The following is a 17871-nucleotide window of genomic DNA, read 5'->3' on the forward strand; positions in this document are numbered from 1 at the left end:
CCCAGCCAAATGTGTAAAGCATGTCTCCGAACACCTGTCAGGGATGTCTCCGGGCTTTACATCAAGCCCGAGGATGACGGAGTGCGGGGAGAGTTGTACGGTAAAATTGGCCTCCGTATTGGACAACTCCACACAGTCAGCAGGCGGACGTTCCCGTCGCCGACCGGCCCGTAAGGCTCCCCCCGAAAAATCACATTCCCGGGCGCACAAAATCGCCGGTTTTGGGGTCCATCACCCAAAGCTCCCCTGTCGAAATATCGAACCAGGCGCCGTGCAGCTGCAGCTTCCCCCGCTGCTCCAGAATCTGGACGCAGGGGAACGTGCGCAGATTGGCGATGGAATTGCGGATGGAGACCCGCTCCAGTGCCCGCTGGCGTTCCGCCGCCGTCATGATGTTGTTGCTGTGGATCTGTTCGGCAGCGGGTTTCAAAAGGTTCATCCAGCGGCCGATGAAATCGCCGGGGGAGAGCGGCTCGGCATTGACATCCAGCGCTGCCTTGATGCCGCCGCAGCGGCCATGGCCCATGACGACGATATCGCTGACCTTCAACACCTGCACGGCGAACTCAAGCGCCGCCGATGTCGAATGGTATTGCCCGTCCGGCTCATAAGGGGGCACCAGATTGGCAACGTTGCGCACCACGAAAAGCTCGCCCGGACCGCTGTCGAAAATGGTTTCCGGCGCCGAGCGGCTGTCACAACAGGCAACGACCAGGGTTTTCGGCTGCTGGCCGGTTTCGGCCAAAGCCTTGTAGCGCTGCTGCTGCTCGCTAAAGCGGCCGCTCATGAAGTTGTTGTAGCCGTTCAGCAAATATTCCGGGAAACGCTGCATGGTGCTCGATCACTCCAACTTTTAAGAGAATTGAGATGTCTGTTTTGTCTGTCAGCCGCACGCGGCATATCATCTTTGTGCGCCGCACACAGCGAAATTTTCGGCAGCCCGCGCCGCCGGTGACATCCGTGATATTCTCCGTATGGTTTGCGTAGGGTGGAAACGGTTTATTCGCTCAAGCTATAGGCTGGCAAGAGGAAGTGCGCTGGGAAATATCAGGACCGGCGTTTCTGCCCGGGATGCATCAGCCTGCGCATCTGAACCATCGCCATCGGCGTTGCCAGACTGGACGCATCCCGCTCGAGCGTCAACTCATCGGCGCCGCGCTTGCCGGTGCGGGCGATGATCTCAAAGACGCTGGCGGTGGCGAGCTGCAGGGCCCGCTCCTCGTTCAGCCCTTCCAGAAGCCGCGCGACAAACAGTGCCGCCAGGAGATCGCCGGTGCCGTTCGGCGGATTGTCGATCAACCGGTGCTCGGCCAGAAGCGCATGATTGCCGGACAGATAGAGATTGCCGGTACTGCCCTGCATCATCGGGACGGCCGACGTGACCAACATGCGGGCAGGCCCGAGCGACAGCGCCGCTTCGAGAAAGGCGGCGTTCGTTTCAAGCTCGGCGCCACACAGCCAGGACAGTTCGAACCGGTTCGGCGTGGCGAGAGAGGCGAGCGGCAACAATATGTCGCGCATCGCGACCGCCGTCGCCTCCGGCACATAGAGCCCACCCACATCGCCCATCACCGGGTCACAGGCATAAAACAGGTCCGGCTTGTTCACCCGCAAGGCGTTCACCAGCCGTGCGACACCTTGCGCCTGATGGGCGCCGCCAAGATAGCCAGAGAGGACGGCCCGGACTTCCCCCGCCCAAGGTGCACGGATGAGATCGTCGATGACGGCATTGAAATCATCCTCGCCGATCGTCACCCGCGTCGAGGGACCATGGCCGGGATGCCAGGGCAGGATCACCGTCGGCACCGCCCAGACCGGATAGCCCAGCGTCTCCAGCGCAAACACGGCGGCGCGATTGCCGACGGATCCGCGAATCACATGGCTGGAAATGACGATGACGGCGCCGGAGGCAGGCTCGGACATTTCTGATTTTCCGCTGTTTCGACCTGCCCAGATCGCCCGACAGTCATGCCGCTGTCAACTGCACCTGACAAAAGATCGGAACGGCCATTTCAGGCTCGTTAGTGAGAATAAACAAATATGCTGATACAACCGATTGAATCTGAAAATCGGCCGATTCTTGCCGAAAATTTCATAAAGCCATTCCGATTTGGATCAATCTGACCGAAAAATAGCCACAAAAACAATCGCCATGGGCAATTCTTCTGTTAGGTTCGGCCAAAATGGTGATTGCGGGGAGATACGTCATGGGCACCAAATACAATCCGAAAAAAGACCTTCATTTCGAAGCGGTGAGCGACGCCGGCAAGGCGCTTGGGCGCAAAATGCTTGCTCCAGATATCCTTTTTCGCCGCGCCAGCCATGACGATCTCGATGCCTACACGCCCGATATGCTGGCGCTGACCGCCGCCCATGCACTGGAAGCCATCAACCGCACGGAAAGCGATAGGCCGGTCATCAGCGTCGAGACCGTCGAGGGCATTGCCCCCGGCGGTAACGAGGTTTCGGTTCTGTCCGTCACCGACCGCAACATGCCGTTTCTCTACGATTCCATCATGGGGGAAGTCACCACCACCCATCGTGACATTCATCTTGCCGTGCATCCCATTCTGGTTCTCGAAGCGGGCAAGCCGGCTAAGATCTTCGATCCGGAAGAGAAAAGCGATCCGGCAACGCGGATCAGCCATATCCAGATTCATCTCGCCCGTCTGACCGAAACGGAAGCCGAGGACCTCAAGGAGCGGATCGCCAACGTCCTCTCCCAAGTTCACCAGGCCGTCGGCGACTGGAGCCAGATGACGGTTTTGCTCGACCAGGCGATGAACGAGCTGGAAAACCATGCGCCGAGCCGCAAAAAGGGCGATCGCGACGAGGCGCTGGCCTTCCTGCGCTGGCTGCGCGCCAATAATTTCACCTTCCTCGGCATGCGGGAATATACCTATTCCGGCAAGGGTGACGATGCCGTGGTCGAGCGTGGCGAAGGCCGTGGCCTGGGCATTCTCTCCAACCCCGATGTGCGCGTGCTGCGCCAGGGCAAGGATGCGGTGCTGACGACGCCGGAAATTCTGGCTTTCCTCAACGGTCCGGATTTCCTCATCGTCACCAAGGCCAATGTCAAATCGGTCGTGCACCGCCGCGCCTATATGGATTATATCGGCGTCAAGCGCTTCGACGAGGCCGGAAATGTTACCGGCGAGTTGCGCATCGTCGGTCTTTTCACCTCCAGCGCCTATACGCGCCCGGCCGCCGACATTCCGCTGCTGCGCTTCAAGGTCGAGAAGATTGTCGATCACTTTGGTTTCGATCCGCAGAGCCATTCCGGCAAGATGCTGACCAATACGCTGGAATCCTATCCGCGTGACGATCTGTTCCAGATCGATATCAGCCTTCTGGCAAGCTTCTGCGAGCAGATCAACGAGCTGGCCGACCGGCCGCGAATCCGGGTTCTGCCGCGTATCGACCATTTCGACCGTTTCGTCTCCGTCATCGTCTACGTCCCGCGCGAGCAATATGATTCCGACGTGCGCGAGAAGATCGGCACCTATCTGAAGACCGTCTATGACGGCCGCGTGTCCGCCTATTACCCGGCTTTCCCGGAAGGCGGCCTTGCGCGCGTGCATTTCATCATTGGCCGTTCCGGCGGCAAGACGCCGCGCGTGGCGCAGGCAAAGCTCGAAGATGCGGTTCGCGATATCGTCACCCGCTGGATCGACCGGTTCAAGCTGCTCGCCCGTCACGACGGCGTCGAGATCTCCGTCGATGCGGCCTATCAGGCGGCCTTCACGCCGGCCGAGGCGCATGCCGATCTCGCCGATATCGCCGCCTGCTCGCCGGACGATCCGATCCGCATCGCTTTTTACCAGAAGCGCGGCAAAGGCCCGCAATCGCTGGAGCTGAAGATTTTCCATACGGGCGAGCCGGTCTCGCTCTCGCACCGGGTTCCGCTCCTGGAAAATCTCGGTTTCAGGGTCATCAGCGAACAGACTTATGATATCACCGCGTCCTGCGCCAAGGGCGGCGAGCGGCTCGTCGTTCTCCACGACATGGAGCTGATCCACCGCGACGGGCACTTGCTCAATCTCGACAAGACCGGACCGATGCTGGAAGAGGCCTATCTCTCTGCCTGGAACGGCCTGGTCGAGGATGACAGCTTCAACCGGCTGATCCTGCTTGCAGGCCTTAGCGCCCGCGAAGTGACGGTGCTGCGCGCCTATGCGCGCTATCTGCGCCAGACGGGCATCACCTATTCGCAAGGCTATCTGGCCGAGACGCTGAACAAATATCCTTCCATCGCAGCCGATATCTTCAAGCTTTTCGTCACCCGCATGGACCCCAAGCTGGAAGACAAGCCGAAGACCAAGCGCACGGCAGCTTTGAGAGCGGCGATCGAGGAGGCGCTCAACGCCGTCCCGAGCCTTGACGAAGATCAGATCCTGCGCCGTTACGTCAACGCCATCGAGGCGACGCTACGCACCAACTATTTCCAGCGCGATACCAGCGGCAATCCGAAAGTGATGCTGGCATTCAAGCTGGATCCAAAAATCCTCGACGGCCTGCCGGAGCCGCGTCCCTTCCGCGAAATCTTCGTCTACGGAACCCAGGTCGAAGGCGTGCACCTGCGCTTCGGCAAGGTGGCCCGTGGCGGCCTGCGCTGGTCGGACCGGTCACAGGATTACCGCACCGAAGTGCTCGGCCTTGTCAAGGCGCAGCAGGTCAAGAACGCCGTGATCGTTCCCGTCGGTGCCAAGGGCGGCTTCTATCCGAAGCAACTGCCGGCCGGCGGTACGCGCGACGAAATTTTCAAGGCCGGGACCGAGGCGTACAAGACCTATATCCGCACCATGCTGTCGATCACCGACAATATCGTCGGCCAGGACATCGTCGCCCCGGCCGATACGTTGCGGCTGGATGGAGACGATCCGTATTTCGTTGTCGCCGCCGACAAGGGCACCGCGACCTTCTCCGACACAGCCAACGCCCTGGCGCAGGAAGCCGGCTTCTGGCTGGACGACGCCTTTGCATCCGGTGGATCGGCCGGCTACGACCACAAGAAGATGGGCATTACTGCGCGCGGCGCCTGGGAAACCGTCAAGCGGCACTTCCGCGAGATGAATATCGATATCCAGACGACACCCTTCACTGTTGTTGGCGTGGGCGACATGTCCGGCGACGTGTTTGGCAACGGCATGCTTTTGTCGGAGAAAATCCGGCTGATCGCCGCCTTCGATCACCGCGACATCATCATCGATCCTGATCCGGATATCGAAAAATCCTTTGCCGAGCGCAAGCGTATGTTCGGCCTGCCGCGCTCCAGCTGGCAGGACTATGACCGCTCGACGCTGTCACGCGGCGCTATGATCATTCCGCGCACGGAAAAATCGGTGGCGCTGACGCCACAGGCGATGGCGGCAATTGGTCTTGAAAAAAGCCAGGCGACGCCATCGGAAATCATGACGGCGATCCTGAAGAGCCCCGTCGATCTGCTCTGGTTCGGTGGCATCGGCACCTATGTGCGCGGGGCAAACGAAACCGATGCCGATGTCGGCGACCGCGCCAATGATGCAATCCGCATCACGGCGGACGATGTCGGCGCCAAGGTGATCGGCGAGGGCGCCAATCTGGGCGTAACCCAGCGCGGCCGCATCGGCTTTGGCCTCAAGGGCGGACGCTGCAATTCCGACGCGATCGACAACTCGGCCGGCGTCAATTCCTCCGACTTCGAGGTCAATATCAAGATCGCGCTGGCCTCCGCCATGCGCGACGAGCGGCTGACGCGCGCTAAACGCAACACGCTTCTGGCATCGATGACCGACGAGGTGGCAGCGCTGGTGCTGCGCAACAATTACGAACAGTCGCTATCGATTTCTCTCACGGAAATGCAGGGCGCCGGCAACCGGACAGCTCTTGCCCGGCTCATGACCCGGCTGGAAGCGGACGGCCATCTCAACCGCAAGGTAGAAGTGCTGCCGAACGACCTGGCGCTGAGCGAGCGCTACCAGAGCGGCAAGACGCTGACACGCGCCGAGATCGGCGTGCTTCTGTCCTACGCAAAGATCGTGCTGTTCGACGAGATTGTCGCGAGCGGCCTGCCCGACGATGATTATCTGGCAACGACATTACGCGATTATTTTCCAGCCAAGATGCACAAGGCCCATGCCGCCGATATCAACGGGCATCGGCTGCGCCGCGAGATCATCGCCACGGTTCTGGCCAATGACGTCATCAATCGCGGCGGACCGGCCTTTGTCAGCACGCTGATCGATCAAACCGGCTTCATGCCGGCGGATGTGGTCAAGGCGGCTGTGCTCACCCGTGACGGTTATGACCTGACGCGGATCTACAGCGATATTGACGCCCTCGACAACGTTATCAGCGGTACAGTGCAGAACGAGCTTTATCAGGAAGCCGCACATATTTTCGCGATCGTCACCGAACGCACATTGCGGACGACGGCGATGCAGGCACCGCTCGGCGAAGCGATTGAGCAGCTACGCGACGCGCTGCGCAAACTCAAAACAGCCTTGCAAAGCTCGCTCCCTGAAGACGCAACGGCCGAGGTACGGCAAAGGACCGACTATTTTATCGAGCGTGGCGTGCCGGCGGCTCTCGCCGAAGAGATTGCCTCTCTTGCTGTCATGACCTTCGTGCCGGAGATCATCCAGATTGCCGCCGATACCGGCGTATCGCTGGCGCGAACGGCCCAGAGCTATTTCGGCGTGACGCAGAACCTGCGGATCGCCCGGCTCCTGGCAGCTGCCGAGCGCGTTTCGGCAACCGAGCAATACGAGGCCATGGCGCTCTCGCGCAGCATCAACGACATCGCCACTGCGCGTAAAGACATCACGATTGCCGCACTCACCGACAAGAAGGATGAGCGCAATCCGGTCGCAGCCTGGCGAGACAGCGACAATAGCCGGATTTCCCGCGTTACCGACCAGCTGACGCAGTTGACGGAAAAGGGCGAGACGACACTGGCCAAAATCACGGTTGCGGCCGGTTTGCTCAGCGATCTTGCACAGAACAGGATGAGGTGACACTGTTTGCCCTGAACGGGGCAAGCAGCAGTGGAGAACAGAGTGAGCATTTCAGCACCGGCCGGCGACGAACCGAAAGTATCGCGCGCCGGCCTTGGCGGCTGGATGCTGTTCGACTGGGCGGCGCAGCCGTTCTTCACCGTGATCATCACCTTCATCTTCGGCCCCTATTTCGTGTCACGGCTCACGGATGATCCGGCTCACGGCCAGGCCATGTGGGGCTATACGCTGACCATCTCCGGCATCGTGATCGCGGTTCTGTCGCCAGTGCTCGGATCGATCGCCGACCAGACCGGCGCCCGAAAACCCTGGATTGCCTTCTTCGCCGTCATCAAGATCGTCTCGCTGGCGATGCTCTGGTTTGCGGTTCCCGGCTCATCACTGATCTATCCGTTCATTTTCATCATTCTTGCGTCGATCGCGGCGGAATTCTCGATCGTTTTCAATGACTCGATGATGCCCCGCCTCGTGGGTGAAAAAGAAATTGGCAGGATTTCCAACATGGCTTGGGGACTGGGCTATCTCGGCGGCATGATCGTGCTGATCGCGGTTGTAACGCTGCTTGCGGGTAGCCCGGAATCCGGCAAAACAATTCTTGGGCTCGATCCATTGTTCGGTCTCGATCCGGCAACCGGCGCCGACGCGCGGGTCACCGGGCCGATCTCGGCCCTCTGGTATCTGGTGTTCATCCTGCCGATGTTCCTGTTTACACCCGATGCGCAAAAGGCGGCCATGCCGGCGATGACTGCGGTGCGTAGCGGAGTATTGGAACTGCGCGCCACGATCAGCGAACTGCGCCACCGCTCCGGCATCCTGCGCTTTCTGATCGCCCGGATGATCTTTCAGGACGGCGTTAATGGTCTACTGGCGCTGGGCGGCACGTTTGCAGCCAGCATGTTTGCCTGGCAGACAGTCGAACTTGGCGTCTATGGCATCATTCTCAATGTGGTGGCGATCGGCGGCTGCCTCTATGCCAGCCGGCTTGATGCGAAGCTCGGATCGAAGGTGATCGTCACCGCCAGCCTCATCTGCCTGACCATCGCCACGCTCGGGATCGTCTCGACCGGGCCCGGTTATACGCTGTTCGGCCTGCTCCCGCTGCCTGCAACCGATTCAGGCGGCCTTTTCGGCACCGCTGCGGAAAAGGCCTATATCGTCTTCGGCCTGCTGGTTGGTATTGCATTCGGCCCGGTCCAGGCGTCGTCCCGCTCGTATATGGCGCGCAGCGTCAGCCCCGAAGAGGCCGGCCGGTATTTCGGCATCTACGCGCTCTCAGGACGCGCAACGACCTTCCTCGCCCCCGCCGCCGTCGCCACCGTGACGCTTGTAACCGGCTCCGCCCGCATCGGCATGATGGCGCTGGTCGTGTTTTTGGCCGTTGGATTGCTGATTCTCATTCGCACTCCTTACCCGGCGAATAGACCTGCATAAAAAACCCGCCGGAGAGGCGGGTTTCTGAGCAATTTTTTGGGCTTGAGCATCAATGCCGGAAATGGCGAATGCCCGTGAACACCATGGCCACGCCGGCCTCGTCAGCGGCGGCGATGACCTCCGGGTCGCGCATCGAGCCGCCAGGCTGGATGACGGCGGTGGCGCCGGCCGCGATCATCGACAGCAGGCCGTCGGCGAAGGGCAGGAAGGCTTCGGACGCCACAGCCGAACCGCGTGTCAGCGGCGCGGGCAGGCCGAGAGCCTTGGCGGCTTCTTCGGCTTTCAACGCGGCGATACGGGCGGAATCGACCCGGCTCATCTGGCCTGCCCCGATGCCCACGGTCTGGCCATCCTTGGCATAGACGACAGCGTTGGACTTCACATGTTTGGCCACCTTGAAGGCGAATTTCATGTCTTCCAGTTCCTGTGCCGTCGGCGCACGCTTGGTGACGACCTTCAGCTCGAGATCTTCAACCATGCCATTGTCGCGCGTTTGCACCAGGAGGCCGCCGGCAACGGTTTTTGCCGTCAGGCCGGGTATGCGCGGATCGGGAAGGGCGCCGGTGATCAAGAGACGCAGGTTCGGCTTGGCGGCGATGACCACCTTGGCGATATCGCTGACCGAGGGGGCGATGATGACTTCGGTGAACAGCTTGACGATTTCTTCCGCCGTTGCGCCATCCAGTTCCTGGTTGAGCGCGATGATGCCGCCGAAAGCCGAGGTGGAATCGCAGGCAAGCGCCCGCTCATAGGCTTGCAGCAGGGTGGCGCCGGTTGCCACTCCGCAGGGGTTGGCATGCTTGATGATGGCGACGGCCGGGGATTTATCGGCCGGAAATTCGGCAACCAGCTCGAAGGCGGCATCCGTATCGTTGATATTGTTGTAGGAAAGCTGCTTGCCCTGCAGAAGGGTCGCGGTCGCGACGCCCGGGCGGTTCTCGCCGGTGACGTAGAATCCGGCTTTCTGATGTGGATTTTCGCCGTAGCGCATTTCTTCCTTCAGCACCCCACCGATGGTGCGGTGAAGCGGCATCGGCGTATCCAGCACCTCGGCGAACCAGCCGGAAATGGCGGTGTCATAGGCGGCAGTGCGCGCATAGGCTTTGGCGGCCATTGTCTGGCGGAACTGGAACGACGTGGCGGCACCGGTGCCAAGCTCTGCCAGAAGCCCGGAATAATCGGAGGCATCGGTGATGACGGTGACATAGGCATGGTTCTTGGCCGAGGCGCGGATCATGGCCGGGCCACCGATGTCGATATTCTCCACCGTCGTCGGGTAATCGCCGCCCTTGGCGCGCACATCCTCGAACGGATAAAGATTGATAACGGCGAGATCGATACCGGTAATGCCATGTGTGGTCATCGCCTGAACATGGTCTTCGTCGTCACGGATCGCCAGAAGGCCGCCATGCACGCCCGGATGCAGCGTTTTCACCCGGCCATCCATCACTTCGGGAAAACCGGTGAGCTCGGACACGTCGGTCACAGGCAGGCCGGCATCGGCCAGCGCTTTGTGCGTGCCGCCGGTTGAGACCAGGTGCACGCCCTTATCATGCAGCGCGCGGGCGAGATCGACGATGCCGGTCTTGTCGGAGACGGAGAGGAGGGCGGTACGGACCGTGACATGGTCCGGGGCGGGAATTTTCTTGGAGGCGACAGCCATCATCAAGCTCCTTGGTAGGCGCCGGATATCGGGAGGGTCTTCCGGCAAATGTCCGCCTGCCGTTAACACAGCTTTCTGCCTGAAGAAACCGCAGTCACGGCAATCAATGCGCTGACGGGACCATTGTTACGCTTCGCGGGAAAAAATCCACTGGATTTCCGGCTGTGAGGCCGCCGCGAAGGTGACGGTCAGCTGCGACGACTTACGCAAGCCCGATGGGTCGGCAAAGAAAATGTCTTCCTCAACCGCGACTTCGCCGTCGCGGCAGGTAAACAGCCAGACTTCACCATCCGGAGCACTCAAATAGACTTCATGGGCGCTGTGCTGGCGGATGGTGATCGAGGGATGAATATGAAACCGCGCAATGGCGACGGCGCTATGGGTCTGCGCCGGTTCCGAGCCATCCGGGTGAAACAGCCGGTCGCGGCCGCGAACGGCATTGGCCTGGCCGTTAATTCCGATATCGCGCTCATGCACAAGGCCGAAGGCCTGCGCGTAACCATCATGGCTGGCGATGACGGCATCCGGCTGGCCGGCGCGCTCTTCACGGCGGACATTCACTTTGGAGACGCCGCCGGTGACGATCGGGCCGAGAAAACCGGATTGCGACAGGCGCGATGAAGAACGGTCATTGATCGTCACGGTCGAATGGGCCGCTGTCGAACGCGCCATCTGGCGGAATCGTTCGCCGGCAAACTTTGGCGATCCGGAATTGATGACGAACCGGTGGCGGCCCGACGACATTTCAAACGACAGGCAGCCGGCATGCGCCGTGCGCGACAATTCCGGCGACAGCGGCTTGCCGGTATCCATGATGACGACGACATTGTTATGCGCCAACCGCTCATACTGAAGATGCGGCAGCGCCTTGAAGGCTGCACCGGCGGTTTCGTCATAGCGCAGCACGGCCATCAGCTCGTTAGCCAGCGTCGAGGTGGCGCCATTGAACAGGGCAAGTTCGCCGCCCTCATGCCGGAAGAACCGCAACGCCGGATACATGCGGTCGATACAGGGAATGAGCTTTGCCGGCACCTCATGGCCAAGATTGACGTAGGTCTGGCGCAGCGGCAAAAGGTCGATCAGCAATTCCAGACCCGTGCGCGGATTGCGCGAGCTGTGGCCGCCATCGGGCAAAATCTGCCGGTCCAGCTCCACATCGAGATTGCGGGCGGCCTTGCGGATCGTCGCTTCGGATGCAGGCATGGCAACCGAGGCCATGGCGAGCGCGATACGGGCGCGCAGGCGCGCCTCGCCGTCGCAGGTCGTGTCGGTAATATGGCGCAGATAGCGCACCTGAAAGGCGAGGCTTTTCAGAAAGCGCCGATAGAATGGATGTTCGGCATTGCGCAGGATGATCGGCGAATGCGAAAGCCAGGCGATGAGGCGCTGCGAAATGATATCCGCGTCCCAGGCGATGCCGCCGATATAGCGGCCATGCGTGACGATCCAGTCATTGACGATATGGCGCAGATGCGCAAACGCCTCGTCGTCCTTGACCGTACGCATATGCCGGACCCATCCGAAAGAATGCAACCGGACGGCGAATTCGTGCGATGGCAAATCCATTTCGAACGGGGATTCGCCTTCCACGTCCAGCACACGGCCGGCCAGGGGGAAGCGGCCCTGCAGGATTTCCTGCGCCACGAAGGGATCAATGGCGCGCAGATCCGTCGGCGCGACGATCAGGCGGTCCGGTGTTGTCCCAGCAAAGCGGAATGCGGTGTTGCGGCCCAAGGCAAGCCTGCGCGAGAACCGCCGCCAGCCCTCACGCGCATACAGATATAGAAGCCTTTGCCGGTCTGAAATCTGCATTTTCGACGCCTGCGCGTCTCCCCTACTCCCGGACTAGCCTCATACGGCGCTGAAAAACCGGAATGACTGCTGTCCGTACCAGATACTGCCAGGACGACGATCGTGCCTGAAAAATCGTTAAACTTTTATGGATCGCACCCCTCTTGTTTAGGTAAAGGCTTAACGAGCGTCAATTGACGCCCGTCATGCGGCTGTTGACAGAGCTGTCGCTAAATCTTGCGCAGGACGACGGCATAAAAACCGTCCAAGCCGCCCGCAAACCCATCCTGTGGATCGATCATGGCCGGTGTGGTGCGGAATTCTCCAAGCGGGGTCACTGCTTTTTCCAGACCTGACCAATCGGACGGACGGATCGCCACCCGTTCGCAATCGCCATCGGCCAAGACACGCGCGGTGACATCCTCACCTTCGCGCGTATCGAGCGAGCAATTGGAAAAGACTACGAGACCGCCGGGTTTGACCAGTGTCAGCGCATGACGCAGTAGCTTTTCCTGGAGAACAGCCAGCTTTTCGATATCCTCCGGCCCCTTGGTCCAAAGCACATCCGGATGACGGCGTATCGTGCCGGTCGAGGAACAGGGCGCATCAAGAAGCGCGGCATCGAACAGCTCGCCGGTGCGGAAATCGGCCATGTTGATTTCCTGGGTCGCGGCTGCCAGTCCCAAGCGCGCCAGATTGCCCTTAAGGCGCTTGAGGCGGCTCGCCGATTGGTCGAGTGCGGTGACGTCAGCGCCAGCCAGAATGAGCTGCGCCGTCTTGCCGCCTGGTGCGGCGCAAAGATCGACGACACGCTTGCCTGCAAGATCACCGAAAAGCTTGGCGGGCAGCGCTGCGGCGGCATCCTGCACCCACCATTCGCCATCCTCGAAGCCCTCGAGCGATGGCACCGAGCCGGAAAACCCGGCCAGCCGCACCGAGCCGGTCGGCAGCAGACGGCCATTCAGCTTCTCAGCCCAGCCCTGCGGATCGGATTTCACCGTCAGATCGATCGCTGCAGGCGCCAATAACGCATCGGCGATACGTGCCGCCTCGTCCGCACCATAATAAGTCACCAGGCGCTTATGGAACCAGGCTGGAATTGCCGGGATTTTTTCGCCGACATTTTCCAGCAGATCCTGCTTTTCGCGGGACATGCGGCGCAGCACGGCATTGACAAGACTGGCAAAACGCTTGTTGCGCGGATCGATCTGTGCCTGCTCGACCGCGAGGTCGACGGCGGAATGATCGGGAATATCGAGATAGAGGATTTGCGCCGCAGCAACAGTCAGAACATGATCAAGCGCGCGGGCGCCCTCCGGCAGCGGATTCTGCAACAGTGAGCCGATCATCGCTTCGATGCGCGGCAATTGCCGCAGCGCCGAATTGAGGATGGCCCGGACGAGCGCGCGGTCGGCTTCATTCAGTTCGCGATAGACCGGATTGCCATTGCCGGCATCCAGCATGCCATCCAGCGACGTCTTGCGGTCAACGACGGCGGCTAGCATCTTGGCAGCCGCTTGCCGCGCCCGGATTCCCGGCTTGTCGCTACGCTCGAAGGCCGGATTTTCAGCACTCTGGCCGCGCAAACGGGCAGGGCGGTTATTTCGTTTCGGATGTGAATCAGTTTTAGAATCGTCAGACGTCAAGACCAGGGACCTTTTTTCGGTGGTTCGGAACCACCGCGACCCCAGCCTGTCGGCGGCACGGAGCGCGATTTGCGCACGGGAGTATCAGCCCTGACCGGCGGCGTCGAGACCGGTTGCATCTCCTGGGCCATCTGCTGCAGCGCCGCGATGCGGTTTTCCGTTGCCGGATGCGTGGAGAATAGATTGTCCATGCGCTCGCCCGACAGCGGATTGATGATAAACATATGTGCTGTGGCCGGATTGCGCTCGGCCTGATCATTCGGCACCTGATGGGCGAAATTCGAAATCTTGGCCAGTGCCGAGGCCAAAGCCAGAGGCTTGCCGCATATTTCCGCGCCGCGCCGGTCGGCCGAATATTCGCGTGTGCGGCTGACCGCCATCTGCACGATCGCTGCCGCCAGGGGTGCGACAATCATGGCTACAATGATGCCGATGAACCCCAGCGGATTGTTGTTTTCACGATTGCCGCCGAAGAAGAAGGCGAAATTACCGAGCATGGAGATCGCACCGGCCAGCGTTGCCGTCAGCGTCATGGTGAGCGTGTCGCGGTTCTGCACATGCGCCAGTTCATGCGCCATGACGCCTGCGACTTCATCATAAGACAGCGCATTGAGGAGACCGGTCGATGCTGCCACCGCAGCATTTTCGGGGTTACGCCCCGTTGCAAAAGCGTTCGGCTGTGGATTATCGATGACATAGACCTTGGGCATGGGAAGCCCGGCATTGGCGGCCAGGTCACGCACGATGCCGTAATATTCCGGCGCCGTGCGCGCATCGACTTCCTGCGCGCGGTACATGCGCAAGACCATACTGTCGGAATTCCAATAGGAAAAGAAATTCATGCCGGCGGCAATGACGAGCGCGATCATCATGCCGCCCTTGCCGCCAATGAGAAAGCCGACCGCCATGAACAATGCGGTCATAAAGGCCAGAAGCATCGCGGTGCGCATCAGGTTCATCAGTCACGTCTCCAAAGTTTGCCGATGTTTCACGTGAATCACGGTTTCGCTTCAACAAAGATTTCCTATATGATGGGGACATTAGGCGCATTCTTCAACGTGTTCGCGGAAATTCGCATGCAAAACGATAACGACAATTTGCCGGTCGAGCCGCGCAAGCCTCTTTCGCCAGCCGCCAAGCGGGCGCTCGCCGAAGCGGAAGAACGCCGAAAGGCGCAAAAGCCAGTGCAACTGCCGGAGGAATTGGGTGGGCGCGGCGGCGCCGAACCATCCCGCTTTGGCGACTGGGAAATCAACGGCCGGGCCATCGATTTCTAAGGAAATAATTCCTATTGATCCGAATGGATAGACGGTATATTTTCCTATTTATGATCTATCGGCTCATTCCATTTCTTGCTGCCGCTCTCCCCGTTCTTCTGGCGGCAGCGTCTTCGCATGCGTCAGAATCTGGCAGAAAAATTGATATTGCGGGGCCTGTGACCGCAGAGGTCATCCGGGTCATCGATGGCGATACGATCCTGGTCGCGGCAAAACCCTGGCCGCAACAGACCATGGAGGTCTATGTGCGGCTGCGCGGCATCGATGCTCCGGAGCTGAAATCGGCCTGTTCAGCCACCCGAGACGCTGGACGGCAGGCACGGGAAGCGCTTAACAGTCTGACAGTTGGCCAAGGCCCAATCCAGTTGACGCATATTTCCGGCGATAAATATTTTGGCAGGGTCGTCGCGGATATGCACCTTTCCGATGGGCGGAATCCGGCTCAGGAAATGTTATCTGCAGGATATGTCACGCCTTATGATGGCGGAGGCAAACCAAAAACCTGTTCGAACGGCTGGTGAAAGCCAATGCTGCAATTTTGAGGTGCCGCCGGTTGGTTGACACCACGAGATACCCTCTGCATGGCTTTCGGCATGGGGAGTACTCGATATCGCATCGTTATTGTTGGCTTGAGTCTGATTCTGACAAATGTTGGCGCGGTTCATTCCATGCCGCCAAACGTCTCTTATCAAACCGCAGGTGACGTTCATCGAATTGCGGCGCGGACCTGCAAACAAGTCGTGTCCTGCGAAGACGCTGTAGCGCTGTGGTGCAGCGGTTACCGGCGCGCAGATGCTGACGATGATGGGATTCCCTGTGAAAACATTTGCCATTCCCGGAAACAGGTGGACGATATTCGCAAGCAGGTCGATTGCTGAGCCATTCCCTTAGCCGGAAACGGCTCAGCGGACGTCTTACTTCTGGTTCTGCCGGTTGGCGATCAGGTCATCGACAACAGCGGGATCGGCGAGTGTCGAGGTATCGCCGAGCGAACCAAAATCGTCTTCCGCGATCTTGCGCAGGATGCGGCGCATGATCTTACCCGAGCGGGTTTTCGGCAGGCCGGGGGCGAACTGGATCTTGTCGGGCGAGGCGATGGCACCGATTTCCTTTCGGACATGGGTGATCAGTGCTTTGCGCAGATCATCCGAACCGGTCTGGCCGACCATCAGTGTCACGTAGCAATAGATGCCCTGGCCTTTGATGTCATGGGGATAGCCGACAACGGCTGCTTCCGACACCGAATCATGGCTGACAAGCGCTGATTCGACTTCGGCCGTGCCCATGCGGTGGCCAGAGACATTCAGGACATCATCGACACGGCCGGTAATCCAGTAATAGCCATCCTCATCGCGGCGGCAGCCGTCGCCGGTGAAATATTTGCCTTTGTAGGTGGCAAAATAGGTCTGGATAAAGCGCTCGTGATCGCCATAGACGGTGCGCATCTGGCCGGGCCAGCTGTCGGTAATGCAGAGATTGCCGTCCGCAGCGCCCTCGATCACTGTGCCTTCACCATCGACCAGCTGCGGCTGTACGCCGAAGAAGGGGCGGGTGCCCGAGCCCGGCTTCAACGCCGTGGCGCCCGGCAAAGGCGTGATCAGAATGCCGCCGGTTTCCGTCTGCCACCAGGTATCGACCACAGGGCAGCGGCCGTCGCCGACCACGTGATAATACCATTCCCAGGCTTCCGGATTGATCGGCTCGCCAACCGAGCCGAGCGTGCGCAGCGAGGAGCGCTTGGACCGCGTGACGAAGGCATCGCCCTGGCCCATCAGCGCCCGGAGGGCTGTGGGTGCGGTATAGAAAATATTGACCTGGTGCTTATCGACCACATCCCAGAGACGGCCGGCATCCGGATAGGTCGGCACGCCCTCGAACATCAGTGTTGTCGCGCCATTGGCGAGCGGACCGTAGACGATATAGGAATGGCCGGTGACCCAGCCGACATCGGCCGTGCACCAGTAGATATCGCCCTCGTGATAATCGAAGACATATTGATGCGTCATCGAGGCATAGACGAGATAGCCGCCAGTCGTATGCAGCACGCCCTTCGGCTTTCCGGTCGATCCCGACGTGTAGAGAATGAACAGGGGGTCTTCGGCCTTCATTTGCGCCGGCGGACAATCGGCTTCCACATTGGCAACGGCCTGATGGTAACAGACGTCGCGCTCGGCAAACCAGGCGATCTTGCCGGCCGTGCGGCGAACGACAATCACCGACTTGACTTCGACACCGCCGCGAGCTGCGATTTCGATCGCCTGGTCGGTATTGGCCTTCAACGGGATCGGCTTGCCGCCGCGCAGGCCTTCGTCGGCCGTGATGACGACGGTGGATTCGCAATCGACGATACGTCCGGCCAGCGCATCCGGCGAAAAGCCGCCGAAGACGATGGAATGCACTGCGCCGATACGGGTACACGCCAGCATCGCATACGCGGCTTCCGGGATCATCGGCATATAGATGGTGACACGATCGCCCTGCTTGACGCCATTCTGTTTCAGCACATTGGCGAGGCGGCAGACATGCTCATACAGCTCGCGATAGGTGATCTTCTTGTCGTCATAAGGGTTGTCGCCTTCCCAGATGATGGCCACCTGGTCACCGCGCTTTTCAAGATGCCGGTCAATGCAATTGTAGGAAACGTTGGTGATGCCGTCCTCGAACCATTTGATCGAGACATCGCCCTCAAAGGATGTGTTTTTGACCTTGGTATAGGGCGTAAACCAGTCGATGCGCTTGCCATGCTCGCCCCAGAACGCCTCCGGATCGGAAACGCTTTGCTTGTACCAGGCCTGGTAGGTCGCATCGTCGATCAAAGCCCGGTTGCGGGCGGACTCCAGGATCGGATAGGTTTTGGCAGACATGATGATTTCCTCCCTGCGCAGGCAGTTTCAGGCAGCACATCTCCTCATGCTCGCCCGCTTCGGGCGCCATACATATCAGGTCAAAGCACGGCGTCCATTAGACAAAAGGTCATTTCTTCAAGAAGAATTGCATTTCTGAGACGACGAGGGTATAGAGGCGCTAATTTCCCGGAAATTAAGTGGTTACACCCCACGGCCCGCGAC

The 17871-nt window shown here is 60.0% G+C and carries 12 protein-coding genes; 5 read left to right on the forward strand and 7 right to left on the reverse strand.

The features are described 5' to 3' along the window. Positions 1-190: 190 nt before the first annotated feature. Together ASD32_RS22495 and pdxY are read right to left on the reverse strand one after the other, a co-directional pair. Positions 191-832, reverse strand: a complete 642-nt coding sequence (locus ASD32_RS22495) for a carbonic anhydrase (protein WP_060640271.1) — start codon at positions 830-832, stop codon at positions 191-193. Between the two features lie 215 nt (positions 833-1047). Next, the gene (pdxY, locus tag ASD32_RS22500) at positions 1048-1923 is read right to left on the reverse strand and encodes a pyridoxal kinase PdxY (protein WP_060640272.1); all 876 of its coding nucleotides are present in this window, start codon (positions 1921-1923) and stop codon (positions 1048-1050) included. A gap of 284 nt (positions 1924-2207) precedes the next feature. On the opposite strand from pdxY, the gene ASD32_RS22505 reads away from it, so the two are divergent. Both ASD32_RS22505 and ASD32_RS22510 read left to right on the forward strand, forming a co-directional pair. Then, positions 2208-6995, forward strand: coding sequence for an NAD-glutamate dehydrogenase (locus ASD32_RS22505; protein WP_060640273.1), 4788 nt, complete (start codon positions 2208-2210; stop codon positions 6993-6995). A 42-nt stretch (positions 6996-7037) separates the two neighbouring features. Continuing rightward, entirely contained in the window at positions 7038-8426 is a 1389-nt protein-coding gene (locus ASD32_RS22510; protein ID WP_060640274.1) for an MFS transporter, read from the forward strand. A 49-nt stretch (positions 8427-8475) separates the two neighbouring features. Here the strand turns inward: ASD32_RS22510 and purH are convergent, their stop codons facing one another. The 4 genes from purH to htpX all read right to left on the reverse strand — a co-directional run bounded on the left by purH (position 8476) and on the right by htpX (position 14485). Next, complete coding sequence (gene purH / locus ASD32_RS22515) at positions 8476-10089, reverse strand: bifunctional phosphoribosylaminoimidazolecarboxamide formyltransferase/IMP cyclohydrolase (protein WP_060640356.1); 1614 nt, start codon at positions 10087-10089, stop codon at positions 8476-8478. Positions 10090-10215: 126 nt separating this feature from the next. Further along, complete coding sequence (locus ASD32_RS22520) at positions 10216-11901, reverse strand: heparinase II/III family protein (protein WP_060640275.1); 1686 nt, start codon at positions 11899-11901, stop codon at positions 10216-10218. Between the two features lie 209 nt (positions 11902-12110). Next, on the reverse strand, positions 12111-13466 hold the full coding sequence (locus tag ASD32_RS22525) for an RsmB/NOP family class I SAM-dependent RNA methyltransferase (protein WP_244490237.1): 1356 nt from the start codon (positions 13464-13466) through the stop codon (positions 12111-12113). Positions 13467-13522: 56 nt separating this feature from the next. After that, positions 13523-14485: a zinc metalloprotease HtpX gene (gene htpX, locus ASD32_RS22530; RefSeq protein ID WP_060640277.1), complete on the reverse strand. Its 963-nt coding sequence runs from the start codon at positions 14483-14485 to the stop codon at positions 13523-13525. Between the two features lie 69 nt (positions 14486-14554). Between htpX and ASD32_RS22535 the strand changes: the two genes are divergently transcribed. The 3 genes from ASD32_RS22535 to ASD32_RS29165 are packed head-to-tail and all read left to right on the forward strand — an operon-like array spanning position 14555 to position 15681. Beyond that, on the forward strand, positions 14555-14803 hold the full coding sequence (locus ASD32_RS22535; RefSeq protein ID WP_060640357.1) for a DUF1674 domain-containing protein: 249 nt from the start codon (positions 14555-14557) through the stop codon (positions 14801-14803). A gap of 23 nt (positions 14804-14826) precedes the next feature. Then, a complete protein-coding gene (locus ASD32_RS22540; RefSeq protein WP_348270748.1) occupies positions 14827-15324 on the forward strand; it encodes a thermonuclease family protein in 498 nt (165 codons plus the stop codon). Between the two features lie 60 nt (positions 15325-15384). After that, positions 15385-15681: a hypothetical protein gene (locus tag ASD32_RS29165; RefSeq protein WP_244490239.1), complete on the forward strand. Its 297-nt coding sequence runs from the start codon at positions 15385-15387 to the stop codon at positions 15679-15681. Positions 15682-15717: 36 nt separating this feature from the next. On the opposite strand, the gene acs is transcribed toward ASD32_RS29165, so the two are convergent. Continuing rightward, the gene (gene acs, locus ASD32_RS22545; protein ID WP_060640279.1) at positions 15718-17667 is read right to left on the reverse strand and encodes an acetate--CoA ligase; all 1950 of its coding nucleotides are present in this window, start codon (positions 17665-17667) and stop codon (positions 15718-15720) included. Positions 17668-17871: the final 204 nt, after the last annotated feature.

Source organism: Rhizobium sp. Root483D2 (assembly GCF_001426685.1).
Taxonomy (GTDB): Bacteria; Pseudomonadota; Alphaproteobacteria; order Rhizobiales; family Rhizobiaceae; genus Pararhizobium; species Pararhizobium qamdonense.

Bases quoted from the DNA above. Each gene is read 5' to 3' on its own strand.
- purH (WP_060640356.1), bottom strand. From the start codon at position 10,089: ATGGCTGTCGCCTCCAAGAAAATTCCCGCCCCGGACCATGTCACGGTC.
- ASD32_RS22495 (WP_060640271.1), bottom strand. From the start codon at position 832: ATGCAGCGTTTCCCGGAATATTTGCTGAACGGCTACAACAACTTCATG.
- acs (WP_060640279.1), bottom strand. From the start codon at position 17,667: ATGTCTGCCAAAACCTATCCGATCCTGGAGTCCGCCCGCAACCGGGCT.
- htpX (WP_060640277.1), bottom strand. From the start codon at position 14,485: ATGAACCTGATGCGCACCGCGATGCTTCTGGCCTTTATGACCGCATTG.
- ASD32_RS22540 (WP_348270748.1), top strand. From the start codon at position 14,827: ATGGATAGACGGTATATTTTCCTATTTATGATCTATCGGCTCATTCCA.
- ASD32_RS22520 (WP_060640275.1), bottom strand. From the start codon at position 11,901: ATGCAGATTTCAGACCGGCAAAGGCTTCTATATCTGTATGCGCGTGAG.
- ASD32_RS22535 (WP_060640357.1), top strand. From the start codon at position 14,555: ATGATGGGGACATTAGGCGCATTCTTCAACGTGTTCGCGGAAATTCGC.
- pdxY (WP_060640272.1), bottom strand. From the start codon at position 1,923: ATGTCCGAGCCTGCCTCCGGCGCCGTCATCGTCATTTCCAGCCATGTG.
- ASD32_RS29165 (WP_244490239.1), top strand. From the start codon at position 15,385: ATGGCTTTCGGCATGGGGAGTACTCGATATCGCATCGTTATTGTTGGC.
- ASD32_RS22505 (WP_060640273.1), top strand. From the start codon at position 2,208: ATGGGCACCAAATACAATCCGAAAAAAGACCTTCATTTCGAAGCGGTG.